19 protein-coding genes and 1 tRNA gene are annotated in these 21,072 nt (G+C 70.6%); 2 read left to right on the top strand and 18 right to left on the bottom strand.

Going from position 1 to position 21,072, the window contains the following annotated elements:
- The 18 genes from atpE to ACF1AL_RS25680 form a co-directional block, all read right to left on the bottom strand.
- Nucleotides 1-231, bottom strand: coding sequence for an ATP synthase F0 subunit C (gene atpE / locus ACF1AL_RS25765; RefSeq protein ID WP_103780068.1), 231 nt, complete (start codon nt 229-231; stop codon nt 1-3).
- Nucleotides 232-307: 76 nt separating this feature from the next.
- Nucleotides 308-1,138, bottom strand: a complete 831-nt coding sequence (gene atpB, locus ACF1AL_RS25760) for a F0F1 ATP synthase subunit A (RefSeq protein ID WP_391827556.1) — start codon at nt 1,136-1,138, stop codon at nt 308-310.
- A gap of 225 nt (nt 1,139-1,363) precedes the next feature.
- Nucleotides 1,364-1,786: a hypothetical protein gene (locus ACF1AL_RS25755; RefSeq protein WP_366841154.1), complete on the bottom strand. Its 423-nt coding sequence runs from the start codon at nt 1,784-1,786 to the stop codon at nt 1,364-1,366.
- Nucleotides 1,787-2,100: 314 nt separating this feature from the next.
- On the bottom strand, nt 2,101-3,441 hold the full coding sequence (locus ACF1AL_RS25750) for an MraY family glycosyltransferase (RefSeq protein ID WP_366841153.1): 1,341 nt from the start codon (nt 3,439-3,441) through the stop codon (nt 2,101-2,103).
- Nucleotides 3,442-3,558: 117 nt separating this feature from the next.
- Entirely contained in the window at nt 3,559-4,815 is a 1,257-nt protein-coding gene (glyA, locus tag ACF1AL_RS25745) for a serine hydroxymethyltransferase (protein WP_391779404.1), read from the bottom strand.
- A 362-nt stretch (nt 4,816-5,177) separates the two neighbouring features.
- Complete coding sequence (locus ACF1AL_RS25740) at nt 5,178-5,855, bottom strand: protein-tyrosine-phosphatase (protein ID WP_391657160.1); 678 nt, start codon at nt 5,853-5,855, stop codon at nt 5,178-5,180.
- Nucleotides 5,852-6,499 carry an L-threonylcarbamoyladenylate synthase gene (locus tag ACF1AL_RS25735; RefSeq protein WP_366839261.1) on the bottom strand — a complete coding sequence of 216 codons (648 nt, stop codon included), beginning with the start codon at nt 6,497-6,499 and terminating at the stop codon, nt 5,852-5,854. The genes ACF1AL_RS25740 and ACF1AL_RS25735 overlap by 4 nt, the downstream gene beginning before the upstream one ends.
- Before the next feature lie 52 nt (nt 6,500-6,551).
- Nucleotides 6,552-7,397 (bottom strand): peptide chain release factor N(5)-glutamine methyltransferase, encoded by an 846-nt coding sequence (gene prmC, locus ACF1AL_RS25730; protein ID WP_366839262.1) that lies wholly within the window; start codon nt 7,395-7,397, stop codon nt 6,552-6,554.
- Nucleotides 7,398-7,428: 31 nt separating this feature from the next.
- Entirely contained in the window at nt 7,429-8,496 is a 1,068-nt protein-coding gene (gene prfA, locus ACF1AL_RS25725) for a peptide chain release factor 1 (RefSeq protein ID WP_386913106.1), read from the bottom strand.
- A 110-nt stretch (nt 8,497-8,606) separates the two neighbouring features.
- Entirely contained in the window at nt 8,607-8,828 is a 222-nt protein-coding gene (gene rpmE, locus ACF1AL_RS25720) for a 50S ribosomal protein L31 (protein WP_030740744.1), read from the bottom strand.
- Nucleotides 8,829-9,016: 188 nt separating this feature from the next.
- On the bottom strand, nt 9,017-10,150 hold the full coding sequence (locus ACF1AL_RS25715) for an LCP family protein (protein ID WP_391697980.1): 1,134 nt from the start codon (nt 10,148-10,150) through the stop codon (nt 9,017-9,019).
- A gap of 395 nt (nt 10,151-10,545) precedes the next feature.
- Nucleotides 10,546-12,537 (bottom strand): transcription termination factor Rho, encoded by a 1,992-nt coding sequence (gene rho / locus ACF1AL_RS25710; RefSeq protein ID WP_391827553.1) that lies wholly within the window; start codon nt 12,535-12,537, stop codon nt 10,546-10,548.
- A 402-nt stretch (nt 12,538-12,939) separates the two neighbouring features.
- The gene (gene thrB, locus ACF1AL_RS25705; protein WP_366839268.1) at nt 12,940-13,857 is read right to left on the bottom strand and encodes a homoserine kinase; all 918 of its coding nucleotides are present in this window, start codon (nt 13,855-13,857) and stop codon (nt 12,940-12,942) included.
- A gap of 289 nt (nt 13,858-14,146) precedes the next feature.
- Nucleotides 14,147-15,205, bottom strand: coding sequence for a threonine synthase (gene thrC / locus ACF1AL_RS25700; protein ID WP_384206705.1), 1,059 nt, complete (start codon nt 15,203-15,205; stop codon nt 14,147-14,149).
- A gap of 6 nt (nt 15,206-15,211) precedes the next feature.
- Nucleotides 15,212-16,504 carry a homoserine dehydrogenase gene (locus tag ACF1AL_RS25695; protein WP_366839270.1) on the bottom strand — a complete coding sequence of 431 codons (1,293 nt, stop codon included), beginning with the start codon at nt 16,502-16,504 and terminating at the stop codon, nt 15,212-15,214.
- 156 nt (nt 16,505-16,660) lie between these two features.
- Nucleotides 16,661-18,052, bottom strand: coding sequence for a diaminopimelate decarboxylase (gene lysA, locus ACF1AL_RS25690; protein WP_384206703.1), 1,392 nt, complete (start codon nt 18,050-18,052; stop codon nt 16,661-16,663).
- Between the two features lie 20 nt (nt 18,053-18,072).
- On the bottom strand, nt 18,073-19,047 hold the full coding sequence (gene nrtL, locus ACF1AL_RS25685; protein ID WP_391819567.1) for an ArgS-related anticodon-binding protein NrtL: 975 nt from the start codon (nt 19,045-19,047) through the stop codon (nt 18,073-18,075).
- 314 nt (nt 19,048-19,361) lie between these two features.
- On the bottom strand, nt 19,362-19,892 hold the full coding sequence (locus ACF1AL_RS25680) for a response regulator (RefSeq protein ID WP_391827550.1): 531 nt from the start codon (nt 19,890-19,892) through the stop codon (nt 19,362-19,364).
- 242 nt (nt 19,893-20,134) lie between these two features.
- Here ACF1AL_RS25680 and ACF1AL_RS25675 point away from each other — a divergent pair.
- A tRNA-Arg gene (locus ACF1AL_RS25675) sits at nt 20,135-20,206 on the top strand.
- A 433-nt stretch (nt 20,207-20,639) separates the two neighbouring features.
- Entirely contained in the window at nt 20,640-21,035 is a 396-nt protein-coding gene (locus ACF1AL_RS25670; RefSeq protein WP_391827548.1) for a hypothetical protein, read from the top strand.
- The last annotated feature ends 37 nt before the right edge of the window (nt 21,036-21,072 follow it).

The following is a 21,072-nucleotide window of genomic DNA, read 5'->3' as shown; positions in this document are numbered from 1 at the left end:
TTAGTAAACGAACGGCATGACCAGACCGATGAGGGCGAGCGCCTCACAGAAGGCGAAGCCCAGGATCTGGTTGGCGCGGATGAGGCCGGCCGCCTCGGGCTGGCGGGCGAGCGCCTGGGTGCCGTTACCGAAGATGATGCCGACGCCGACGCCCGGGCCGATCGCGGCGAGGCCGTAACCGATGGAGCCGAGGTTGCCGTCGACCGCAGCGAGGGTCTGGAGAGCGGACATGCCGGTTCTTCCTTCTCTTTCAGTGACCGGTGGGGGTTGGCCACCGGGTGTCTGTGGGTGGGGTGCGGGCGGGTGCTCAGTGGTGCTCGGCGAGCGCGCCCTGGATGTAGGTGCACGTCAGCAGGACGAAGACGTACGCCTGCACGGCCTGGATGAAGAGCTCGAAGAGGGTCATCACGATGGTCATCGAGAACGAGACCGCGGAGTACGCGATGCCGATGTCGTTCAGCATGTACCAGCTGGCGACGGTGAAGAGCACCAGCAGGGTGTGACCGGCGAACATGTTGGCGAACAGTCGCACGGCGTGGGTGAACGGGCGGACCAGCAGGTTCGAGAAGAACTCGATGGTCATCGACAGCGGCAGCACGGCGCCCAGCGACTTGTCGTAGCCGGTGACGTTCTTGAAGAAGCCGACGAAACCCTGGCGCTTGAAGGTCAGCACGACCCACGTGATGTAGACGATCGCGGCGAGCACGATCGGGTACGCGATGATCGAGGTGACCGGGAACTGGGCGACCGGAACGATCGACCAGAGGTTCATCATCCAGACGAAGAAGAACAGGGAGACGGCGAGCGGGACGTACTTCTCGCCCTCGCGCTTGCCGAGCGTCTGGTAGACGATGCCGGTGCGCACGAAGTCGTAGCCGGCCTCGGCGATCATCTGGAGCTTGCCCGGGACGACCTTCGGCTTGGCAAACGCGGCCCAGAAGAAGCCCACCACGATGATGGAGCCGAGCAGGGCCAGCAGCATGGGCTTGTTGAAGTAGAAGCCGTTGCCGTCGGCGTTGCCCCAGAGCGGCTCGAACATGAACGAGTGCAGGCCCGGTGCGACCTTGTCGAAACCACACCCGTCGAACAGGTGGCAGCTCGAGTCGAAAGCGAGCGTCTGCGTCGGGTCAGCACTCACCGCGGGCTCCTTCAGCGTGGCGCATAGGTACGGCAACCTCGTTGTGTCGGCGCGGCGTGCGGCCGCGGTTCGGCACGGGACTGGTGTTACGGATGTGGGGGCGGCTGGGGGGCATCTCGCCTCGCGAATGAGCAGGCGTCAGCTCAGATGCCCGCGCCCGCGATGCCGCAGTTGGCACCGGACGATAGCAGGATCTCTGAAGCGTCTTTATCCCGGCCCTACCCCTCACGACGAGTGCCCCGTCTTCTCGGGCTTGTCGGGCTCGACGTAGAGGATCTTGGCCTTCATGTGGGCACGCGTCTGCGCGGCGATCCACGCGAGTGTGGTCGCGACGAGCGTCAGCGCGAAGGCTTTGGGGTGGAACAACGTCGTGTGCTTGAAAGCCGCGACGAAGACGAACAGCAGCAGGATCTGTGCCGCGTAGAGCATCAGGCCCATCGCCTGGAAGAGGTGCGGAAGCGATTTGGCAGTGCGCTGCAGAACGTAGAGACCGATCCCCATGAAGAGGATCACCACCAGGGTCGCGACGACCGCGCCGATCGCGCCCTTGCCGCCGGCGACCACACCGCTCACGACGGCGGCTACAGCGCCGACGGCGGCCGTGGGCACGGCAGCCTGGGCCAGGATCCGGACGTCGTTGGACGGCATGGCGGCAACTCCGCTTTTCACAGGGGGCAAGGGGTGTCGTCATGGACGAGCGTAGTCCCGGGCCGAGGGGTGGTGACCTCGCGTCGAGGGACCCTCGCACTGGGTCCTTCGGCTCTATCCGGGGTTCTCGTGAACCGTATCACAAACTATTTGATGCAGTCTTTACCTGGTAGGTGTGCTTGCTGTCACACATGAGAGTGACCGTGCGCGTCTGTGCAATATCGGCGCCTATTTGTCTGGTATTGCGCCGCATTGCTCCCCCATTACTTGGCAATGCTCTAGTCAGATTCTTACCTTGGCGTCAGCGCCGGGGATCAGCGCGAGGTACCGGCCTTCCGCCGGTCGTGCAGACGTGCCCGGGGGCCGATCGCGGTCGCGCCGTTGACTCCGGAGACGCCCGGGGTGCCGGCGGCGACCGGGGTGCGGTCCGTCCCCTCGCCGTCGCCGGAGTGCGCGAGCCGCGCCGCGGGCTCGGTCACGACCCGGCGCCGGCGCCGGTAGCGCGGCGGCACGAAACGCTCCGCCCAGACGGGGGCGCGCGGCGTGAACCGCGGCAGCAGGAGCAGCACCAGCCCGATCGCGCACAGCACGACGATGCCCAACACGATCCACATGGAAGCCGAGTTGACCGAGTAGGCCAGCGCGCCGAAGGCGATCAGCGCCGACCAGAAGTACATGATCAGCACGGCCCGGCTGTGCGAGTGGCCGATCTCCAGCAGCCGGTGGTGCAGATGCCCGCGGTCCGCCGCGAACGGCGACTGGCCGCGCCAGGTGCGGCGCACGATCGCCAGGATCAGGTCGGCGGCGGGGATCGCGATGATGGTCAGCGGCAGCAGCAGCGGGATGTACACCGGCACCATCTGGTGCACGGTGTTGCGCTCGGAACCGGCGAACAGGTTCATCACGTCCGGGTCGACCTGCCCGGTCACCGAGATCGCCCCCGCGGCCAGCACCAGCCCGATCAGCATCGACCCCGAGTCGCCCATGAAGATCCGCGCCGGGTGCATGTTGTGCGGCAGGAAACCCAGGCACATCCCCATCAGCACCGCCGCGAACAGCGTCGCCGGGGCGGCCGCCTCGATGCCGTACGAGTACCAGACGCGGTAGGCGTACATGAAGAACGCCGCCGCCGCGATGCACACCATGCCGGCCGCGAGACCGTCGAGGCCGTCCACGAAGTTCACCGCGTTGATGGTGATCACCACGAGCGCGACCGTGAGGAGCGTGCCCTGCCACTGGGTCAGCGCCACCGTGCCGACGCCGGGCACCGGCAGCCACAGGATCGTCAGACCCTGCACGACCATCACGCCGGCGGCGATCATCTGCCCGCCCAGCTTGATCAGGGCGTCGATCTCGAACTTGTCGTCCAGCACGCCGATCAGCCAGATCAGCGCCGCGCCCGACAGCAGCGCGCGCGGCTCGTTGGACTTCTCGAAGACCTCGTTGAGGTTGGTGAGATGGTCGGCGACCAGCAGGCCCGCGCACAGCCCGAAGAACATCGCGATCCCGCCGAGCCGCGGAGTGGGTTCGCGATGGACGTCGCGCGCCCTGATCTCCGGCATCGCGCCGGCCACGATGGCGAACTTCCGCACCGGCCCTGTCAGCAGGTACGTCACCGCGGCCGTGATGCAGAGCGTCAGCAGGTATTCACGCACGGGCTTCCCCACAGGTCTCGCTGGCCATCTCAGCCCCACACCCTAGCGAGGTGCGCATATGGTTGTGGACTTCCGGGTAGCCAGGATGGTTGCACGTGCGGCTGCGCCTACCCCGCTTCAGGCCGAATACGGCGGTGCGTACGGCGGGAACGCCTCGGCCATCTCCCGCACCTCGTCCCGGATCCGCCGGGCCTCCGGGCCGTCCCGCAGCGCCGCGGCGATCAGCGCCGCGATACGGACCATCTCCGCCTCCCCCATGCCCTGCGTGGTCACCGCCGCCGTACCGAGCCGCAGGCCGCGGACGTCGGCGTGGGGAAGCGCACAGCAGTCCATGATGATCCCGGCCGCCGCGAGCCGGCCCCGGGCCGCGCGGCCGTCCACGCCGAGGGGCGCCGGGTCGGCGGTGATCAGATGCGTGTCCGTGCCGCCCGTGGTGACGACCAGGCCCTCGGCGGCCAGGTGACCGGCGAGCACCCGCGCGTTGGAGACCACCTGATGGGCGTACGCCGCGAACGCCTCGGTTGCCGCCTCGCCGAAGGCGACGGCCTTCGCGGCGATGGTGTGCATCTGGGCGCCGCCCTGGGTGAACGGGAAGACCGCGCGGTCGACCCGCTCGGCGAGCTCCTCCCCGCACAGGATCATCCCGCCGCGCGGACCCCGCAGGACCTTGTGCGTCGTCGCGCACACGATGTCGGCGTACGGCACCGGGCTGGGCGCCGCGCCGCCGGCCACCAGGCCGATGGGGTGCGCGGCGTCGGCGATCAGGAAGGCGCCCACGTCGTCGGCGACCTCGCGGAAGAACGCGTAGTCCAGGTGGCGCGGGTAGGCGATGGAACCGCACACGATCGCCTTGGGGCGGTGGGCGCGGGCGAGCGTGCGCACCTGCTCCTGGTCGATCAGGCCGGTCTCGGCGTCCACGCCGTAGGGCACGAAGTCGAACCAGCGGCCCGAGAAGTTCGCCGGCGAGCCGTGCGTGAGGTGACCGCCGTAGGGCAGCCCGAGGGCCAGGACGGTGTCGCCGGGGCGCAGCAGGGCGGCGTAGGCGGCGAGGACGGCGGAGGAGCCCGAGTGGGACTGCACGTTGGCGTGATCGGCGCCGAAGAGGCTCTTGGCGCGCTCGATGGCGAGGCGTTCCGCCACGTCGACGATCTCGCAGCCGCCGTGGTGGCGGGCGCCGGGGTAGCCCTCGGCGTACTTGTTGGCGAGCGGGGAGCCGAGGGCGGCCAGGACGGCCGGGGACGTGAAGTTCTCGGCGGCGATCAGCTGGAGCGTCGTCGACTGCCGCGTGCGCTCTCCGAGCAGGATGTCGGCCAGCTCGGGGTCCTGCCGCCGCAGGATGCCCGCGTCGGGATCGGTGGCGTGGGTGACCGTCATGGTGGGCTCCGGGCATGGCGTCGACGGTGACGTACGTCAACGGTAGCCCGCGGCGCCTCGGCAAGCGCGGCACGTGCACCCACCCGGGGGTTGCCCCGCCCCGGGCCCGTGGACGGCACGGCCGTCGCCAGTCCGCGGCCCGTGGACGGCCGGTCGCGCAGTTCCCCGCGCCCCTAGGGGGTTGCAGTCCCGCTCGCTCAATCCGCGGGCATGCGTGCCGCCTGGGGCGGCACGGGTGGGCGCGGGCGGCACCCCGCAAGCGCCGGGCCGCGCACCCCACGGCGTTCACCACACCCCCGGGCACACCGCACCGCAGGGCACCGCACCCAGGGGCACCGCACCGCAGGGCACCGCACCGCGCGCTACATCCGCGCCGGAACCCCCGTCAGCGCCGTCACCACCGGATCCAGCGCCTCATGGATCTCCTCCCCCACCCGCCGGAAGAACCCCAGCGGAGCCCCGTACGGGTCGTACACCTCGTCCGCCTCCGCCGTCGGCGCCTGAAGCCACCCGCGTAGAGCCGCCGCCGCACGCACCAGCGCCCGCGCCCGCAGCACCACCCCGTCCTCCAGCGGAGGCAGCGTGGCCGGATCTATCGCCCGCACCAGCCGCGTGAACTCCTTCAGCGTGAACGTGCGCAGCCCCGCCGAGTGCCCCATCGAGATCACCTGCGCCCGGTGGTCCCGCGTGGCGGTCAGCACCAGATCCGCCCGGATCACATGCTCGTCGTGCAGCTCACGCCCCGTGAAGCCGGAGGCGTCCGCGCCGAACTCCGCCAGCACCGTCTCGGCGTGGGACTCCATCGGCGCGCCCTCGTGCCCCCAGGTGCCGGCGCTCTCGACGACGATCGGCCCGCCCAGGACGCCGAGCCGTTCGGAGACGAAATGCCGGGTCAGCCGCTCGGTGATGGGCGAGCGGCACACGTTGCCGGTGCTGACGTGGAGGATGCGGAAGGTGTCGCGGGGGAAGCCGAACGTCGTGGTCTCCTCCCCGTTGAAGCCCCCGTCGGCTATGCCACGCCCCGCGTCAGGGGCCGTCAATTCGCCACCTCGAGGTCGGGTACGACCTTGCGCAGCTCCTCCGGGGAGAGCGCGCCCTCGCGCAGCAGGACCGGCACCTCGCGGCTGACGTCGACGATGGAGGAGGGCACGTTGCCGGGCGTGGGCCCGCCGTCGAGGTAGACGGAGACGGAGTCGCCGAGCATCTGCTGGGCGGCGTCACAGGTCTCCGGCGCCGGATGCCCGGTGAGGTTCGCGGAGGAGACGGCCATCGGCCCGAACTCGGTGAGCAGCTCGATCGCGACCGGGTGCAGCGGCATCCGGATCGCCACCGTGCCCCGCGTGTCGCCGAGGTCCCACTGCAGGGACGGCTGGTGCCGGGCGACCAGCGTCAGCGCGCCCGGCCAGAACGCGTCCACCAGCTCCCACGCCTGCTCGGAGAAGTCCGTGACCAGGCCGTGCAGCGTGTTCGGGGAGCCGATGAGGACCGGCGTGGGCATGCTGCGCCCCCGGCCCTTGGCGGCGAGCAGATCGGCCACGGCCTCCTTGGAGAACGCGTCGGCGCCGATGCCGTACACCGTGTCCGTGGGCAGCACCACGAGTTCGCCGCGGCGGACGGCGGACGCGGCCTCGCGCAGACCCGTCACACGGTCGGTCGCGTCGTTGGTGTCGTATCGCCGTGCCATTGCTAGCGGGCCTCCTCGTACACGTACTGCGGGGTCGAAGACTGGGCGGCGCTCACGGCAGCGCCTTGCGGGCGGTGGCGAAGCGCGGGCGGTTGTTGAGGTCGGGGTGATCGGCCGCGTCCGCCCAGCCCTTCTCCTCGGTGAAGATCCACGGCACCTGGCCGCCCTGCGTGTCCGCGTGCTCGACGACGACCAGACCGCCGGGCCGCAGCAGCCGGTGCGCGGTGCGTTCCAGGCCGCGGATCAGGTCCAGGCCGTCCTCGCCGGAGAACAGCGCCATCTGCGGGTCGTAGTCGCGCGCCTCGGGGGCGACGTACTCCCACTCGGTGAGCGGGATGTACGGCGGGTTGGAGATGACCAGGTCGACCTGGCCGTCCAGGTCGGGGAACGCGGTCAGCGCGTCGCCCTGGCGCAGCTCGACCCGGGAGCCCTCCATGTTCTTGCGCGTCCAGTGCAGCGCCTCGTCGGACAGCTCGACGGCGTACACCCGCGAGCGCGGCACCTCCTGGGCGAGGGCCAGCGCGATGGCGCCGGAGCCGGTGCACAGGTCGACGATGCACGGCTCCACGACGTCCATGGCCCGCACGGCGTCTATGGCCCAGCCGACCACGGACTCGGTCTCCGGGCGCGGCACGAAGACGCCGGGGCCGACCTGGAGCTCCAGGTACCGGAAGTAGGCCCGGCCGGTGATGTGCTGCAGCGGCTCGCGCTGCTCACGGCGGGCGATGACCTCCCAGTACCGGGCGTCGAAGTCGGAGTCCTTCACGGAGTGCAGCTCGCCGCGCTTGACGCCGTGCACGAACGCGGCGAGCTCCTCCGCGTCGGTGCGCGGCGAGGGCACGCCCGCGTCGGCGAGCCGCTGGGTGGCCTGGGCCACCTCTGCGAGCAGCAGGTTCACGCAAGTCCTCCGGTAGCAGCTGGTACGTGGCTTACGCGGCGGCGAGCTTCGCGGCCGAGTCCGCGTCGACGCAGGCCTGGATCACCGCGTCGAGGTCGCCGTCCAGGACCTGGTCCAGGTTGTACGCCTTGAAGCCGACGCGGTGGTCGGAGATGCGGTTCTCCGGGAAGTTGTAGGTGCGGATCTTCTCGGAACGGTCGACGGTGCGGACCTGGCTGCGCCGGGCGTCGGCGGCCTCCCGCTCCGCCTCCTCCTGCGCCATCGCGAGCAGCCTGGAGCGCAGGATACGCAGGGCCTGCTCCTTGTTCTGCAGCTGGCTCTTCTCGTTCTGGCAGGAGGCGACGACTCCGGTCGGCAGGTGCGTGATGCGCACGGCGGAGTCGGTGGTGTTCACGGACTGGCCGCCGGGGCCGGAGGACCGGTAGACGTCGATGCGCAGGTCGTTCGGGTTGATCTCGACGTCGACCTCCTCGGCCTCGGGGGTGACGAGCACGCCGGCGGCGGAGGTGTGGATACGGCCCTGGGACTCGGTGGCGGGCACGCGCTGCACGCGGTGCACACCGCCCTCGTACTTCAGGCGGGCCCACACGCCCTGGCCGGGCTCGATCTGCCCGCGGGTCTTGATGGCGACCTGGACGTCCTTGTAGCCGCCCAGCTCGGACTCGGTGGAGTCGATGATCTCCGTCTTCCAGCCGACCCGCTCGGCGTAGCGCAGGTACATGCGCAGCAGATCGCCGGCGAAGAGGGCCGACTCGTCGCCGCCCGCGCCCGCCTTGATCTCCAGGATGACGTCCTTGTCGTCGCTGGGGTCGCGCGGGACGAGGAGGAGGCGCAGCTTCTCCGTCAGTTCCTCGCGCTGCTTCTCCAGCTCCTTGACCTCGGCGATGAAGTCGGGGTCGTCGGCGGCGAACTCACGAGCCGTCTCGATGTCGTCGCCGGTCTGCTTCCAGGAGCGGTACGTGGCGACGATCGGGGTGAGCTCGGCGTAGCGCTTGTTCAGCTTGCGCGCGTTGGCCTGGTCGGCGTGGACCGACGGGTCGGCGAGCTTCTTCTCCAGGTCGGCGTGCTCGCTGACGAGTTCCTCGACGGCCTCGAACATCTTGGGCTCCTGCTACTGCGTGAAAAGGGGGAAGGCGGGCGACCAAAAACGCCGGTCCCGGCGCGCACGCCACGCGGGCGTGCGGCCGTGGACCGGCGAAATGGGGCTCGCTACTTCTTGGAGCCGGCGGCCTTGCCGAAGCGGGCCTCGAAGCGGGCCACACGGCCACCGGTGTCGAGGATCTTCTGCTTGCCCGTGTAGAACGGGTGGCACTCGGAGCAGACCTCGGCCCGGATGGTGCCGGACTCGATGGTGCTGCGGGTGGTGAACGACGCGCCGCAGGTGCAGCTGACCTGCGTCTCGACGTACGCGGGGTGGATGTCGCGCTTCAAGGTGTCTCCTAGGTTTCGGGAGGGCACCGGGTCGCCTGCCGCGGGCTGCGGGGGCGTGAACCGGGGCCGACGTACCAGTCTGCCAGGACTGGCGCCATCCTCCCAAACCGGGGGTGCGGCTGTTCTATTCCGTCCAGGCGGGTGGGCGGTCGCCCACGAGCCGCACATCAGCGGAGTCCCGCGCCGCTTCAGCCGGCCACCACGCCCTGCGCTTCACCGGTCGCCGTTCCCTGCGTGGCCGCCTTCGGGACGGGCTGGTCGTTCTTGAGCGCGTTCCACACCAGCTGCGCCTTGGTCTTCTCCACCAGGACGCGGTTGCCGTTGTCCGGGTCGTAGCGGACCGGCATGGTGACCATCGTCATGTGCGCCGGGCTGATGCCCTTCAGGCCGCCCGCGAAGGACATCAGGGAGTTCACCGAGCCGAGCGCGGAGTCGGTCGTGACGGCCTTGGTGGAGGTGTCGGCGAGGTCGTAGAGCTGCTTGGGGTTGCTGAACACCCCGATGTCCTTGACCTGCTTGACCAGGGCCTTGATGAACGCCTGCTGCAGCTGGATGCGGCCGAGGTCGGAGCCGTCGCCGACGCCGTGCCGGGTGCGGACCAGGCCGAGGGCCTCCTCGCCGTTCAGGCGGTGGGTGCCGGCCTTGAGGTTCAGGTGGCTGTCGCGGTCGGTGATGTCCTTGGTCGTGGTGACCTGGACGCCGCCGAGTTCGTCGACGAGCTTCTGGAAGCCGGCGAAGTCCACCTCGAGGTAGTGGTCCATGCGGATGCCGGTGAGGGACTCGACGGTCTTGACCGCGCAGGGGGCGCCGCCGGTGGAGTAGGCGGAGTTGAACATCACGCCGGTGGCGGCCGGGTAGGTGTGGCCCTTGGTGTCGGTGCAGGCGGGGCGGTCGATGAGGGTGTCGCGCGGGATGGAGACCACGCTGGCCTTCTTGTGGCCCTTGTACACGTGGACGATCATCGCCGTGTCGGAGCGGGCGCTGCCGTCGTCCGCGCCGCCGCCGAGCTTCTTGTTGCTGCCCGAGCGGGTGTCGGAGCCGAGGACGAGGATGTTCTGCGAGCCGTTGTCGACCTTGTCGGGCCGGTCGGTGCCGAGCATCTGGTTGATGTCGACGCTGTGGATGTTGCCGTTGAGCTTGAAGTAGACGTATCCGAGGCCGGTGCCGCCCAGCACGACGATGCCCGCGGCGGTCCAGGCGGCGATCAGGACGCCTCTGTGGCGGGCGCGGGGCTTGCGGCGGCGGCCCTTGCCGCGCGTGCGCGGACCTCGGGGACCGGGCGCCTCGGGTATGCCGGGTCCCGGCGTGCTCTCGGCGGACATGTGCTCCTCAGCTCGGTCTGCGGTCGGTTACCCCCTGCGGTGGCGGTTCAGGCCCCTGGTGCGAACCCGTACCGCTCCATCGTCGCCCCGAACGGTCAGACGGGGAAACTCGGGACAGGGTTGCACAACCACGGGTGACCGAAGAGCCCCACTCGATCACTGAGCGTCACGGCCTTCATCCGCCGTACGGCGCTCACCTGCGGGTTTCCCGAGCACGCCCCGAGGCGACCGCCGGACACCGCTGTGGCAGAGATCGCAAGCAAAGCAAGGGGCCGCCCCTCGAACGAGGGGCGGCCCTGAGCGCCCTGAAGGGGCGCGGGGAACTGCGCGACAAGCCACGGACGGGCCGCGGCCGATCGACGACCCGGAACGGATCGCCTCAACCAGCGGAGCGACTAGTCGCCATTGCCGGGCGTCGGCGTCGTCTTCTGGATCTGCATCAGGAACTCGACGTTCGACTTGGTCTGCTTCATCTTGTCGAGAAGCAGCTCGATCGCCTGCTGCTGGTCCAGCGCGTGCAGCACCCGGCGCAGCTTCCAGACGATGCCCAGCTCCTCGGCACCGAGCAGGATCTCCTCCTTGCGGGTGCCGGACGCGTCGACGTCCACCGCCGGGAAGATGCGCTTGTCGGCGAGCTTCCGGTCGAGCTTGAGCTCCATGTTGCCGGTGCCCTTGAACTCCTCGAAGATCACCTCGTCCATGCGGGACCCGGTGTCCACCAGGGCGGTGGCGAGGATGGTCAGCGAGCCGCCGTCCTCGATGTTGCGGGCCGCACCGAAGAACCGCTTCGGCGGGTAGAGGGCCGTGGAGTCGACACCACCGGACAGGATGCGGCCGGAGGCCGGAGCGGCCAGGTTGTAGGCGCGGCCCAGTCGGGTGATGGAGTCCAGCAGGACGACCACGTCGTGGCCCAGCTCCACCAGGCGCTTGGCGCGCTCGATGGCCAGCTCGGCGACCGTGGTGTGGTCCTCGGCGGGGCGGTCGAAGGTCGAGGAGATGACCTCGCCCTTGACCGACCGCTGCATGTCGGTGACCTCTTCCGGACGCTCGTCGACGAGGACGACCATCAGGTGGCACTCGGGGTTGTTGTGCGTGATCGCGTTGGCGATCGCCTGCATGATCATGGTCTTGCCGGTCTTCGGCGGGGCCACGATCAGACCGCGCTGGCCCTTGCCGATGGGCGAGACGAGGTCGATGATGCGGGTGGTGAGCACGCCCGGGTCCGTCTCCAGGCGGAGGCGGTCCTGCGGGTAGAGCGGGGTCAGCTTGTTGAACTCCGGGCGGCCGCGGCCGTGTTCGGGCGCCATGCCGTTGACGGAGTCCAGGCGCACCAGCGCGTTGAACTTCTCGCGGCGCTCGCCCTCCTTCGGCTGGCGGACCGCGCCGGTGATGTGGTCACCCTTGCGCAGGCCGTTCTTGCGGACCTGGGCGAGGGAGACGTACACGTCGTTCGGGCCGGGCAGGTAGCCGGAGGTCCGGATGAAGGCGTAGTTGTCGAGGATGTCGAGGATGCCCGCGACGGGGATCAGGACGTCGTCCTCGGCGATCTGCGGCTCGGAGGCGATGTCGTCGCGGCCACGACGGCCACGGCGGTCGCGGTAACGCCCGCGACGGCCACGACGGCCGCCCTCGAAGTCGTCGTCGTCCTGCTGCTGACGGTCCTGGCGGTCCTGACGGCCGCCGCCCTGCGACTGGCCCTGCTGCTGGCCGCGCTGGCCACCCTGCTGGTCGTCACCCTTGCGGCGGTCGCGGTCGCCGCGGTCACGGTCGCGGTCGCGGCCGCGCTCACGGCGGTCGCGGCGGCGGCCCTCGCCGCCCTCGCCGGCGTCACCCTTGGCGTCGCCCTGCTGCGGCTGCTGCTGCTGCGCGGGCGTCTCGGCCTTGGGCTCGCTCTTGGCCTCGGCGGTGACGGTCTCGGGGCTGCCGGCCTCGGCGGTGGCGCGACGGCGGCGGCGCTCGCTCGGCGCGTCGTCGGACGCCGGCTGGCCGGGGATCTCGATCTGCTGCTGGGCGACGGCCTTCTCCGCGGCGGCCTCGCTCTTGGCGTCGGCCTTCTTCTCACCGTCGGCGGCGGCCTCACCCGTACGGGCCTTGGAGGTGGCCCGGCGCTTCGGCTTGGTCTCGGCGGCGGGCTCGGCCTTGGGAGCCCCGCCGGACGCCTGCGCCTCCTTGATGACCTCGATCAGCTGGCTCTTGCGCATGCGCGCCGTGCCCCTGATGCCGAGGCCGGAGGCGACCTGCTGCAGCTCGGCCAGCACCATGCCCTCGAGGCCGGTACCGCGGCGCCGCCGGGAGCCGGCACCGGATGCAGGCGCGGAGGCGTCCGTGGCGGGCGCGGCAGCGGTCTCCTCGACACGTGCGCCCATCAGATCGGTGGTGTCGCTCACGAAGGGTCCTTCCCTGGAGCGGACGTCGGCCTGTCTGGCTCGGCGACCGGTTGTGCTGTCCGGCTCGTGTCCTATCGGTGCGGACGGAGCCGGGGCGGTGGTCCGCCAAAGCGGCGGAAGAGATTTCTGGTGATGGCGCTACCTCGAGCCGTGGCACCCGGTGTCACGTGGCGTGGTTGCACCGATTCCGGAGCGTGCCCATCGGTCCGCTCAGTGCCCGCATACGACGTACTGCCCAGGTACGAGGTACGAAACACAGTGCGGCGTGGGGAGCTCCCGGAAGAATGTCTGTCCCGGACGGGGACACGAGGCACCTCGCCATGGTGAGGTCGGGTGCAGACTTGAGATTAACACTACCGGATCCAACAAACATTCCCCCTCTCCTAATCCGGCAAGCGTGTGTCAGGTCGCGAGCGGCAGCACGCTCGCGCCCTCCAGGTCCAGGCTGAGCCGGTTGGCCGCCCAGTCCGCGCCCGCCAGGGCTTCGACCTTGTCCGCGTTCTGCGCGTCGACCAGCGCCATGACGGTGGGACCGGCGCCGGAGATGACCGCCGGGATGCCGTCCCCGCGCAGCCGTTCCACCAGCGCCGCGCTCTCCGGCATGGCCGGGGCGCGGTACTCCTGGTGGAGGCGGTCCTCGGTGGCCGGCAGCAGCAGCTCGGGGCGCCGGGTGAGGGCCTCGACGAGCAGGGCGGCGCGGCCGGCGTTGGCGGCGGCGTCGACGTGCGGCACGGTGCGCGGCAGCAGGCCGCGGGCGGTTTCGGTGAGGACCGGCTTCCCGGGCACGAAAACCACCGGAACGACGGAATCGGCCGGCTCCAGCCGGATCGACCGGGCGGCGCCGGACTCCATCCAGGCGATGGTGAACCCGCCGAACAGGCACGGGGCCACGTTGTCCGGGTGGCCCTCGATCTCGGTGGCGAGCTCCAGCAGGGCCGCGTCGTCGAGCCGGGACTCGCCGCCTATGGTCACCGCGCGGGCGGCGACGATGCCGGCGCAGATGGCGGCGGAGGAGGAGCCGAGTCCACGGCCGTGCGGGATGCGGTTGGCGCAGACGATCTCCAGGCCGCGGGGCTGGCCGCCGAGGACGTCGAAGGCGGTGCGCAGGGAGCGGACGAGGAGGTGGCTCTCGTCTCGCGGCAGGGTCTCGCTGCCCTCCCCCGCGATGTCGATGTGCAGCCCGGAGTCGGCCACCCGGACGACGACGTCGTCGTAGAGCCCCAGGGCCAGGCCGAGGGCGTCGAAGCCCGGGCCGAGGTTGGCGCTGGTGGCGGGGACGCGCACCCGGACGGCGGCGGCGCGGAACGCTGGACCGGCCATCGCTCGTTGACTCTCCTTGAGCTGCGTGATGGTCGAATGACATTCGATACGTGCCAGGAACCCTGGGGCCGCGCGGACGGCGCGGCACTGCGGCACATGCGAGGGAGGCATATGCGGCGGGCGGGTTCGGTACAGCCTATCGAAGGAAGGTTCTGTGGCGACATAGGGCGCACAGGAGGCGCACGATGCGTGTCGCAAGCCCCCTGTGCCTCCGCCGTGGGGAACTTCCCCAGGTCGTCGCCCGTTCGCCCGGGCCTCGGGGGTGAGGCCCGGGCGGGTGGAGCGGGTGCTACGCCAGGCCGAGGCGCTCGGCGGCGGTGGCCGCGTCGACCGGGACGGTGACCGGCTGCGGCGCGCCGGCGACGGCCCAGTCGGGGTCCTTCAGGCCGTTGCCGGTGACGGTGCACACGATGCGCTGGCCCGGGTCGACCTTGCCCTGCTCGGCGGCCTTGAGCAGACCGGCGACCGAGGCGGCCGAGGCGGGCTCCACGAAGACGCCCTCCTGCGAGGCCAACAGCCGGTAGGCGCGCAGGATCTCACGGTCCGTCACCTCGTCGATGAGGCCGCCGGATTCGTCCCGTGCCGCCAGCGCGTACTGCCAGGAGGCCGGGTTGCCGATGCGGATGGCGGTGGCGATGGTCGAGGGGTCCTTGACGACCTCACCGCGCACGATCGGGGCGCTGCCGGAGGCCTGGAAGCCCCACATGCGGGGTGTGCGCGAGGCGACGGAGTCGGCGGCGTACTCCTTGTACCCCTTCCAGTACGCGGTGATGTTGCCCGCGTTGCCGACCGGCAGGACGTGGATGTCGGGCGCGTCGCCGAGCATGTCCACGATCTCGAAGGCGGCGGTCTTCTGACCCTCGATACGCACCGGATTGACCGAATTGACCAGCGCGACGGGGTAGTTGTCGCTCAGCGCGCGGGCGAGGGTGAGGCAGTCGTCGAAGTTGCCGTCGACCTGGAGGATCTTCGCGCCGTGCACGAGGGCCTGGCCCATCTTGCCGAGCGCGATCTTGCCCTGCGGCACGAGCACGGCCGACACCATGCCCGCGCGCACGCCGTACGCGGCGGCGGAGGCGGAGGTGTTGCCGGTGGAGGCGCAGATGACCGCCTTCGCGCCCTCCTCCTTGGCCTTGGAGATGGCCATGGTCATGCCGCGGTCCTTGAAGGACCCGGTCGGGTTCGCGCCCTCCACCTTCAGGTGGACCTCGCAGCCCGTGCGCTCGGAGAGCACCTGCGCGGGCACGAGGGGCGTGCCGCCCTCGCGGAGCGTCACGACCGGCGTGGTGTCGGAGACGGGCAGCCGGTCCCGGTACTCCTCGATGATTCCGCGCCACTGGTGGGTCATTGCTGGTTACTCTCCTTCAACCCGCATGATGCTGGCGACACCCCGCACGGTGTCGAGCTTGCGCAGCGCCTCGACGGTCCCGTTGAGGGCGGCGTCGGACGCGCGGTGGGTGACGACGACGAGGGAGGCCTCGCCGTCCTTGCCCTGCTGCCGGACGGTGTCGATGGACACCCCGTGCTCGGCGAAGACGGTCGCGACCTGGGCGAGCACACCCGGTTTGTCCGCCACGTCGAGGCTGATGTGGTAGCGCGTGACGACGTCGCCCATGGGCGACACCGGCAGGGCGGCGTACGCCGACTCGCCGGGCCCGGTGGACCCGCTGAGCCGGTTGCGGCAGACGGCGACGAGGTCGCCGAGCACGGCGGAGGCGGTGGGCGAGCCGCCCGCGCCGGGGCCGTAGAACATCAGCTGACCGGCGGCGTCGGACTCGACGAACACGGCGTTGTACGCGCCGCGCACGGAGGCGAGCGGGTGGGTCAGCGGAATCATCGCGGGGTGCACGCGCGCGGTGACGGACTGCCCGTCGGCGGCCCGCTCGCAGATCGCGAGCAGCTTGATGGTGCAGCCCATCTCCTTGGCGGAGGCGAAGTCGGCGGCGGTGACCTCGGTCATGCCCTCGCGGTAGACGTCGTCGAGGCGCACGCGCGTGTGGAAGGCGATCCCGGCGAGGATGGCGGCCTTGGCGGCCGCGTCGAAGCCCTCCACGTCGGCGGTCGGGTCCGCCTCGGCGTACCCGAGCGCGGTGGCCTCGTCGAGCGCCTCCTGGTAGCCGGCGCCGGTGGAGTCCATCTTGTCGAGGATGAAGTTGGTGGTGCCGTTGACGATGCCGAGCACCCGGTTGACCTTGTCGCCGGCGAGGGACTCGCGCAGCGGCCGGATCAGCGGGATCGCGCCGGCGACGGCGGCCTCGTAGTAGAGGTCCCGGCCGTGCTCCTCGGCGGCGGCGTGCAGGGCGGCCCCGTCCTGGGCGAGCAGGGCCTTGTTGGCGGAGACGACGGAGGCGCCGTGCTCGAAGGCGGTGGTGATGAGGGAACGCGCGGGCTCGATCCCGCCGATCACCTCGACGACGACGTCGATGTCCCCGCGTTTGACCAGGGCGGTCGCGTCGGTGGTGATCAGTTCGGCGGGGATGCCCTCGCGCGCCTTGGAGGGCCGGCGGACGGCCACGCCCGCCAGCTCCACGGGGGCGCCGATCCGCGCCGCGAGGTCGTCGGCGTGCGTCGTCATGATGCGCGCCACCTCTGAGCCGACCACTCCACAGCCCAGCAGCGCCACCTTCAGCGGACGCGTACGCATCATCCGACCTCGTTTCCTCATACCGTCTACGGTTGGACCAGTCTCACTCACCGGACGGGATTTTCTGCCCTTGGTCCGGATTGTGAGACGTTTATTTCATTTCCGGACGGGGCGGAAGCCGGAAGATCTTCCGCCGCCGTCCGTGGACCCCGCGGCCCGTCACCCGACGTCGAGCCGGAGGAGGTCCTCCTCCGTCTCGCGCCGGACGATCACCCGGGCCTCGCCGTCCTTCACGGCGACCACCGGCGGACGCAGCACGTGGTTGTAGTTGCTGGCCATCGACCGGCAGTACGCCCCGGTCGCGGGGACGGCGATGAGGTCGCCCGGCGCCAGGTCCGACGGCAGGAACGCGTCCCGCACCACGATGTCACCGCTCTCGCAGTGCTTGCCGACGACCCGGGTGAGCATGGGCTCGGCGTCGGAGGAGCGGGAGACGAGCGCGACGCTGTACTCGGCGTCGTACAGCGCGGTGCGGATGTTGTCCGACATGCCGCCGTCGACGGAGACGTACGTGCGCAGCCCGTCGAGCGGCTTGACGGTGCCGACCTCGTACAGCGTGAAGGCGGTGGGCCCGACGATGGCACGGCCCGGCTCGACCGAGATGCGCGGGGTGGTCAGACGGGCGGCCTCGCACTCGCGGGTCACGATCTCGGTGAGCGCCTTGGCGATCTCGTGCGGCTCACGGGGGTCGTCGTCACTGGTGTACGCGATACCGAGACCACCACCGAGGTCGATCTCGGGCAGCTCGACCCCGTGCTCGTCGCGGATGTCCTTGAGCAGTCCGACGACGCGGTGGGCGGCGACCTCGAACCCGGACATGTCGAAGATCTGCGACCCGATGTGCGAGTGGATGCCGATCAGCTCCAGCCCGTCGAGCTGCAGCGCCCGCCGCACGGCCTCGGCGGCCTGCCCGCCCGCGAGCGGAATCCCGAACTTCTGGTCCTCGTGGGCGGTGGCGATGAACTCGTGGGTGTGCGCCTCGACACCGACGGTGATACGGATCTGGACCCGCTGCCGGGTGCCCAGCTCCTGGGCGATGTGGGCGACGCGCACGATCTCCTGGAAGGAGTCGAGCACGATCCGCCCGACCCCGGCGGCGACGGCCCGCCGGATCTCCTCGGTGGACTTGTTGTTGCCGTGGAAGGCGATGCGCTCGGCCGGCATCCCGGCCGACAGCGCGGTGGCCAGCTCCCCGCCGGAGCACACGTCGAGGTTGAGCCCCTCCTCGTGCAGCCAGCGCACGACGGCCCGGGACAGGAACGCCTTGCCGGCGTAGAAGACGTCGGCGCCGGGCCCGAAGGCGGTGCGCCACGCCCGCGCGCGGGCCCGGAAGTCGGCCTCGTCGAGGATGTAGGCGGGGGTGCCGTGGGTCTCGGCGAGCGTCTTGACGTCGATCCCGCCGACGGTGAGCACGCCGTCCTCACCGCGCTCGACGGTCTGCGCCCACACCTTGGGGTCGAGGGCGTTGAGGTCGGCGGGCGGGGCGGAGTAGTGCCCCTCGGGGAGGACGTCGGCGTGACGGGGCCCGGCGGGATGCGCGGAACGGCTCATGATCTTCTCTGCGTTCTCTCTCAGAGGTGTTCGGGTGCGTCGATGCCGAGCAGGGTCAGGCCGCCGGCCAGCACCGTCCCGGCGGCTTCGGCGAGGGCGAGCCGGGCACGGTGGGCGGCCGAGGGTTTCTCCTCGCCGCGCGGCAGCACGGCGGGCAGCAGGGCGAGGGTGGCATCGGCGACGGTGACGAGATGCCGGGCGAGCCGGTCCGGGCCGCGCTGGGTGAAGGCGGCGGTGAGGACACGGGGGTGATCGGCCAGGGCGGCGACGAGCTGCGCGCCGTCCTCGACGGGGCCGGGCTCGGCGGCGAACCCGAGATCGGCGGCGTTGCGGTGCAGGGCCCGGGTGCGGGCGTGCGCGTAACGGACGCGGAAGAGCGGGTTGCCCTCCCGCTGGACGAGATGGTCGGCGGTGATCCGGGGCCGGTCGTGCGGCGCGGGGTGCAGCAGCGCCCAGCGGGCGGCGTCGGGACCCAGCGGGGCGGGATCCTCCGGGGCGGGCACGGGCCGCAGGTTCACGTCCCGGCCGTGACCGTGCGCGATCTCGACGCGGGCCCCCTGCGAGGCCCCGATCCGCGCGAGCACGTCGGCGACGACCTCGGCACGGATCTCGTACGGCACGCACAGGGCGACGACCTGCCCGGCGAGAGTGTCACCGTGCCCGTAGGCGAGCCCGTCGCGCAGGACGCGCCGGACGAGGTCCGCGGCCTGCCCGCTGCCCAGACTGATGTTGAGGAACCCGGGCCCGGTGATCTCGACACGGGTGACGCCGTCGGTGCGCACGAGCCGGTCCCGCAGCACCTCGGCGACCTGCCGCGGAGGCCTGCCGGCGGGCCGGGCGAGCTGCAGGGCGATGTTCGTGGCGTAGTCCCCGCACCCACCGGGCCCCGGCACGGTCACGAGCGCCCGCTCGGGCACGCACACGCTGAGCTCCCCGTCGTCGACAGCACGACGCACCGCGCACAGCACGGTACGGGAGAGCTCGCCGGGGGTCACGGGACAAGCGTAGGGGAGGAGGGGGGTGGGTAGGCGAGCCGGTTTGCCGTGGGGTCCGGGATGTGGACGGGGGTGGTGGGTGAGGTGGGTCTCAGGGGTGGGGTGAGTCTCGGGGGGCGGGGGCAGTGAGGGGGTGGGGTGGGTCTCGGGGGGCGCGGGCAGTGAGGGGGTGGCATTGATGGAGTGGAGTGGGCGGTGGCACTGATGGGGTGGGGTGGGGTGGGGGTGCCACTGATGGCCAAAGTCGTCGGTCAGCCCACCAGCCGCCAGACACCTTGCCGTCAGCCGTCAGCCGCCGCAGCGCGCCTTGCGCACTAGCTACCGCCGCGCCCTGCGTGGTCGGAGTCCTCAGCCCCCGGAGCGCCACCGGACCCCCCGGACACCACAGCCCCGTCCTCCCCGCCACCGCGCTCGCGCCCGCGCTCGATCAATTCCCGTACGACCCGGACGAGTTCCCCGGGTTCGAAGGGCTTGGCGAGGAAGGCGTCGACGCCGAGACCGAGGCCGGCGTCGACCTCGAACTGCGAGCAGGCGCTGACGATGGCGACGGGCAGGTCCCGGGTACGGGGGTCGGCACGGAGCTGGGCGGCGGTGGTGAGCCCGTCCAGCCGGGGCATGACGACGTCGAGGGTCACGAGGTCGGGCTGGACGCGATGCACGACGTCCAGACACTCGGCACCATCGGCCGCGGTCACGACCTCGAGACCCTCCAGTTCGAGGTTGACCCTGATCAGCTGCCGGATGACCTTGTTGTCGTCCACAACAAGCACCCGGCCCGACGCGCCTGGCACAACTCGAGAGTAGGTCCGGACCGCCCACCGCGTCCGGCTTTTGCCGACTTCCACCCCGTGAGGGGGTATCGGAGGTCACGAGGCTGACGCGACCCGCTGCCGCGGGGGCTGACGCAAGGGCTGGGGACCGCCGGCCCGGAGCCCATGGCTCGGTCCACGCAGGACCGACGAGCCCCACCGGCGGCAAGATCGAACCGCCCCGCACGGAGATCGACACCACGAGCGAAACCCGTTCATGACCACCCCGTCGGAGCTGGTAGTGTTCTACCCGTCACCGCGACCACCGCGAACGACACGCCCCCGTAGCTCAGGGGATAGAGCAACGGCCTCCGGAGCCGTGTGCGCAGGTTCGAATCCTGCCGGGGGCACCCTGTATGAGGTGCCCAAAGACCCCGTCACCAGCGGAAACGCTGAGGCCGGGGTCTTCGCGTTTGTGCAGGCGCATGCAGCGCTGAGCGGCCCTAGGACGGGGTCTGTGGACTATTCGTGGACAGGATCTTGAGACGTCTGCCCAGGTCAGCCCTGCAAACAGGAAGTCCTGGCTCACGAGTCAGAGTCCCCGCTGGCTCCAGCAGGCAGGGTGGCAAGCCTGCTCGATCCGTAGACAGGCGGAAGCAGTCATGACCACTCACACCAATCACAGCCCAGAGCCGTGCCGTCCACCCCGGGCATCCACGCAATATCCAGAAGCTGTCCCCTGCAGGGCCAGGCCGTGCAGGTGTTGGTTCGGTGGACATTCGCCGTACGTCCGTGCCAGCCGCGCTCTAGGCTGCCTGCTGCTGCCACGCCCAAGGGGGGACGATGACGACTGCAGTCGAACGCCTGTCTGCCGATAGCGAAGCCGCGCGCATCATCGAAACGTTTGCAGGCCGCGACGAGATCGGGCTCTTCTCGATGCAAGAACTCCGCCGCATCGGGAAACACCGGAGCTTGCGCGGGGTGGCTCTCACGCACATCACCGAGATCCTGCGTGCTCGACAGTTGGAGCACTTGCCTGTCCGCTTGCCAAGCAGCCAGAATGACCACATCGTGGCCTGGCGACGAGGTACCCCAGGTACTGAACTGTTGGACAGAGTCCAATGGCTCAGCCGCGAAGCGGGAATTCACGGAGCTGCGGCGCGACTCTCAGACACAGAGATCGTCCAGCTATACCGTTCCGCACTAGCCGAGCGGGAGACGGGCCACGCAACGCCTTGAATTGTGCTGGTGAGAGGTACAGCCGCCCATCCGGACA

This window comes from Streptomyces sp. NPDC014801 (assembly GCF_043082085.1).
Lineage (GTDB): Bacteria > Actinomycetota > Actinomycetes > Streptomycetales > Streptomycetaceae > Streptomyces.
Note: the sequence above shows the minus strand (reverse complement) of the source record. Positions and strands in the feature narration are given on the sequence as shown.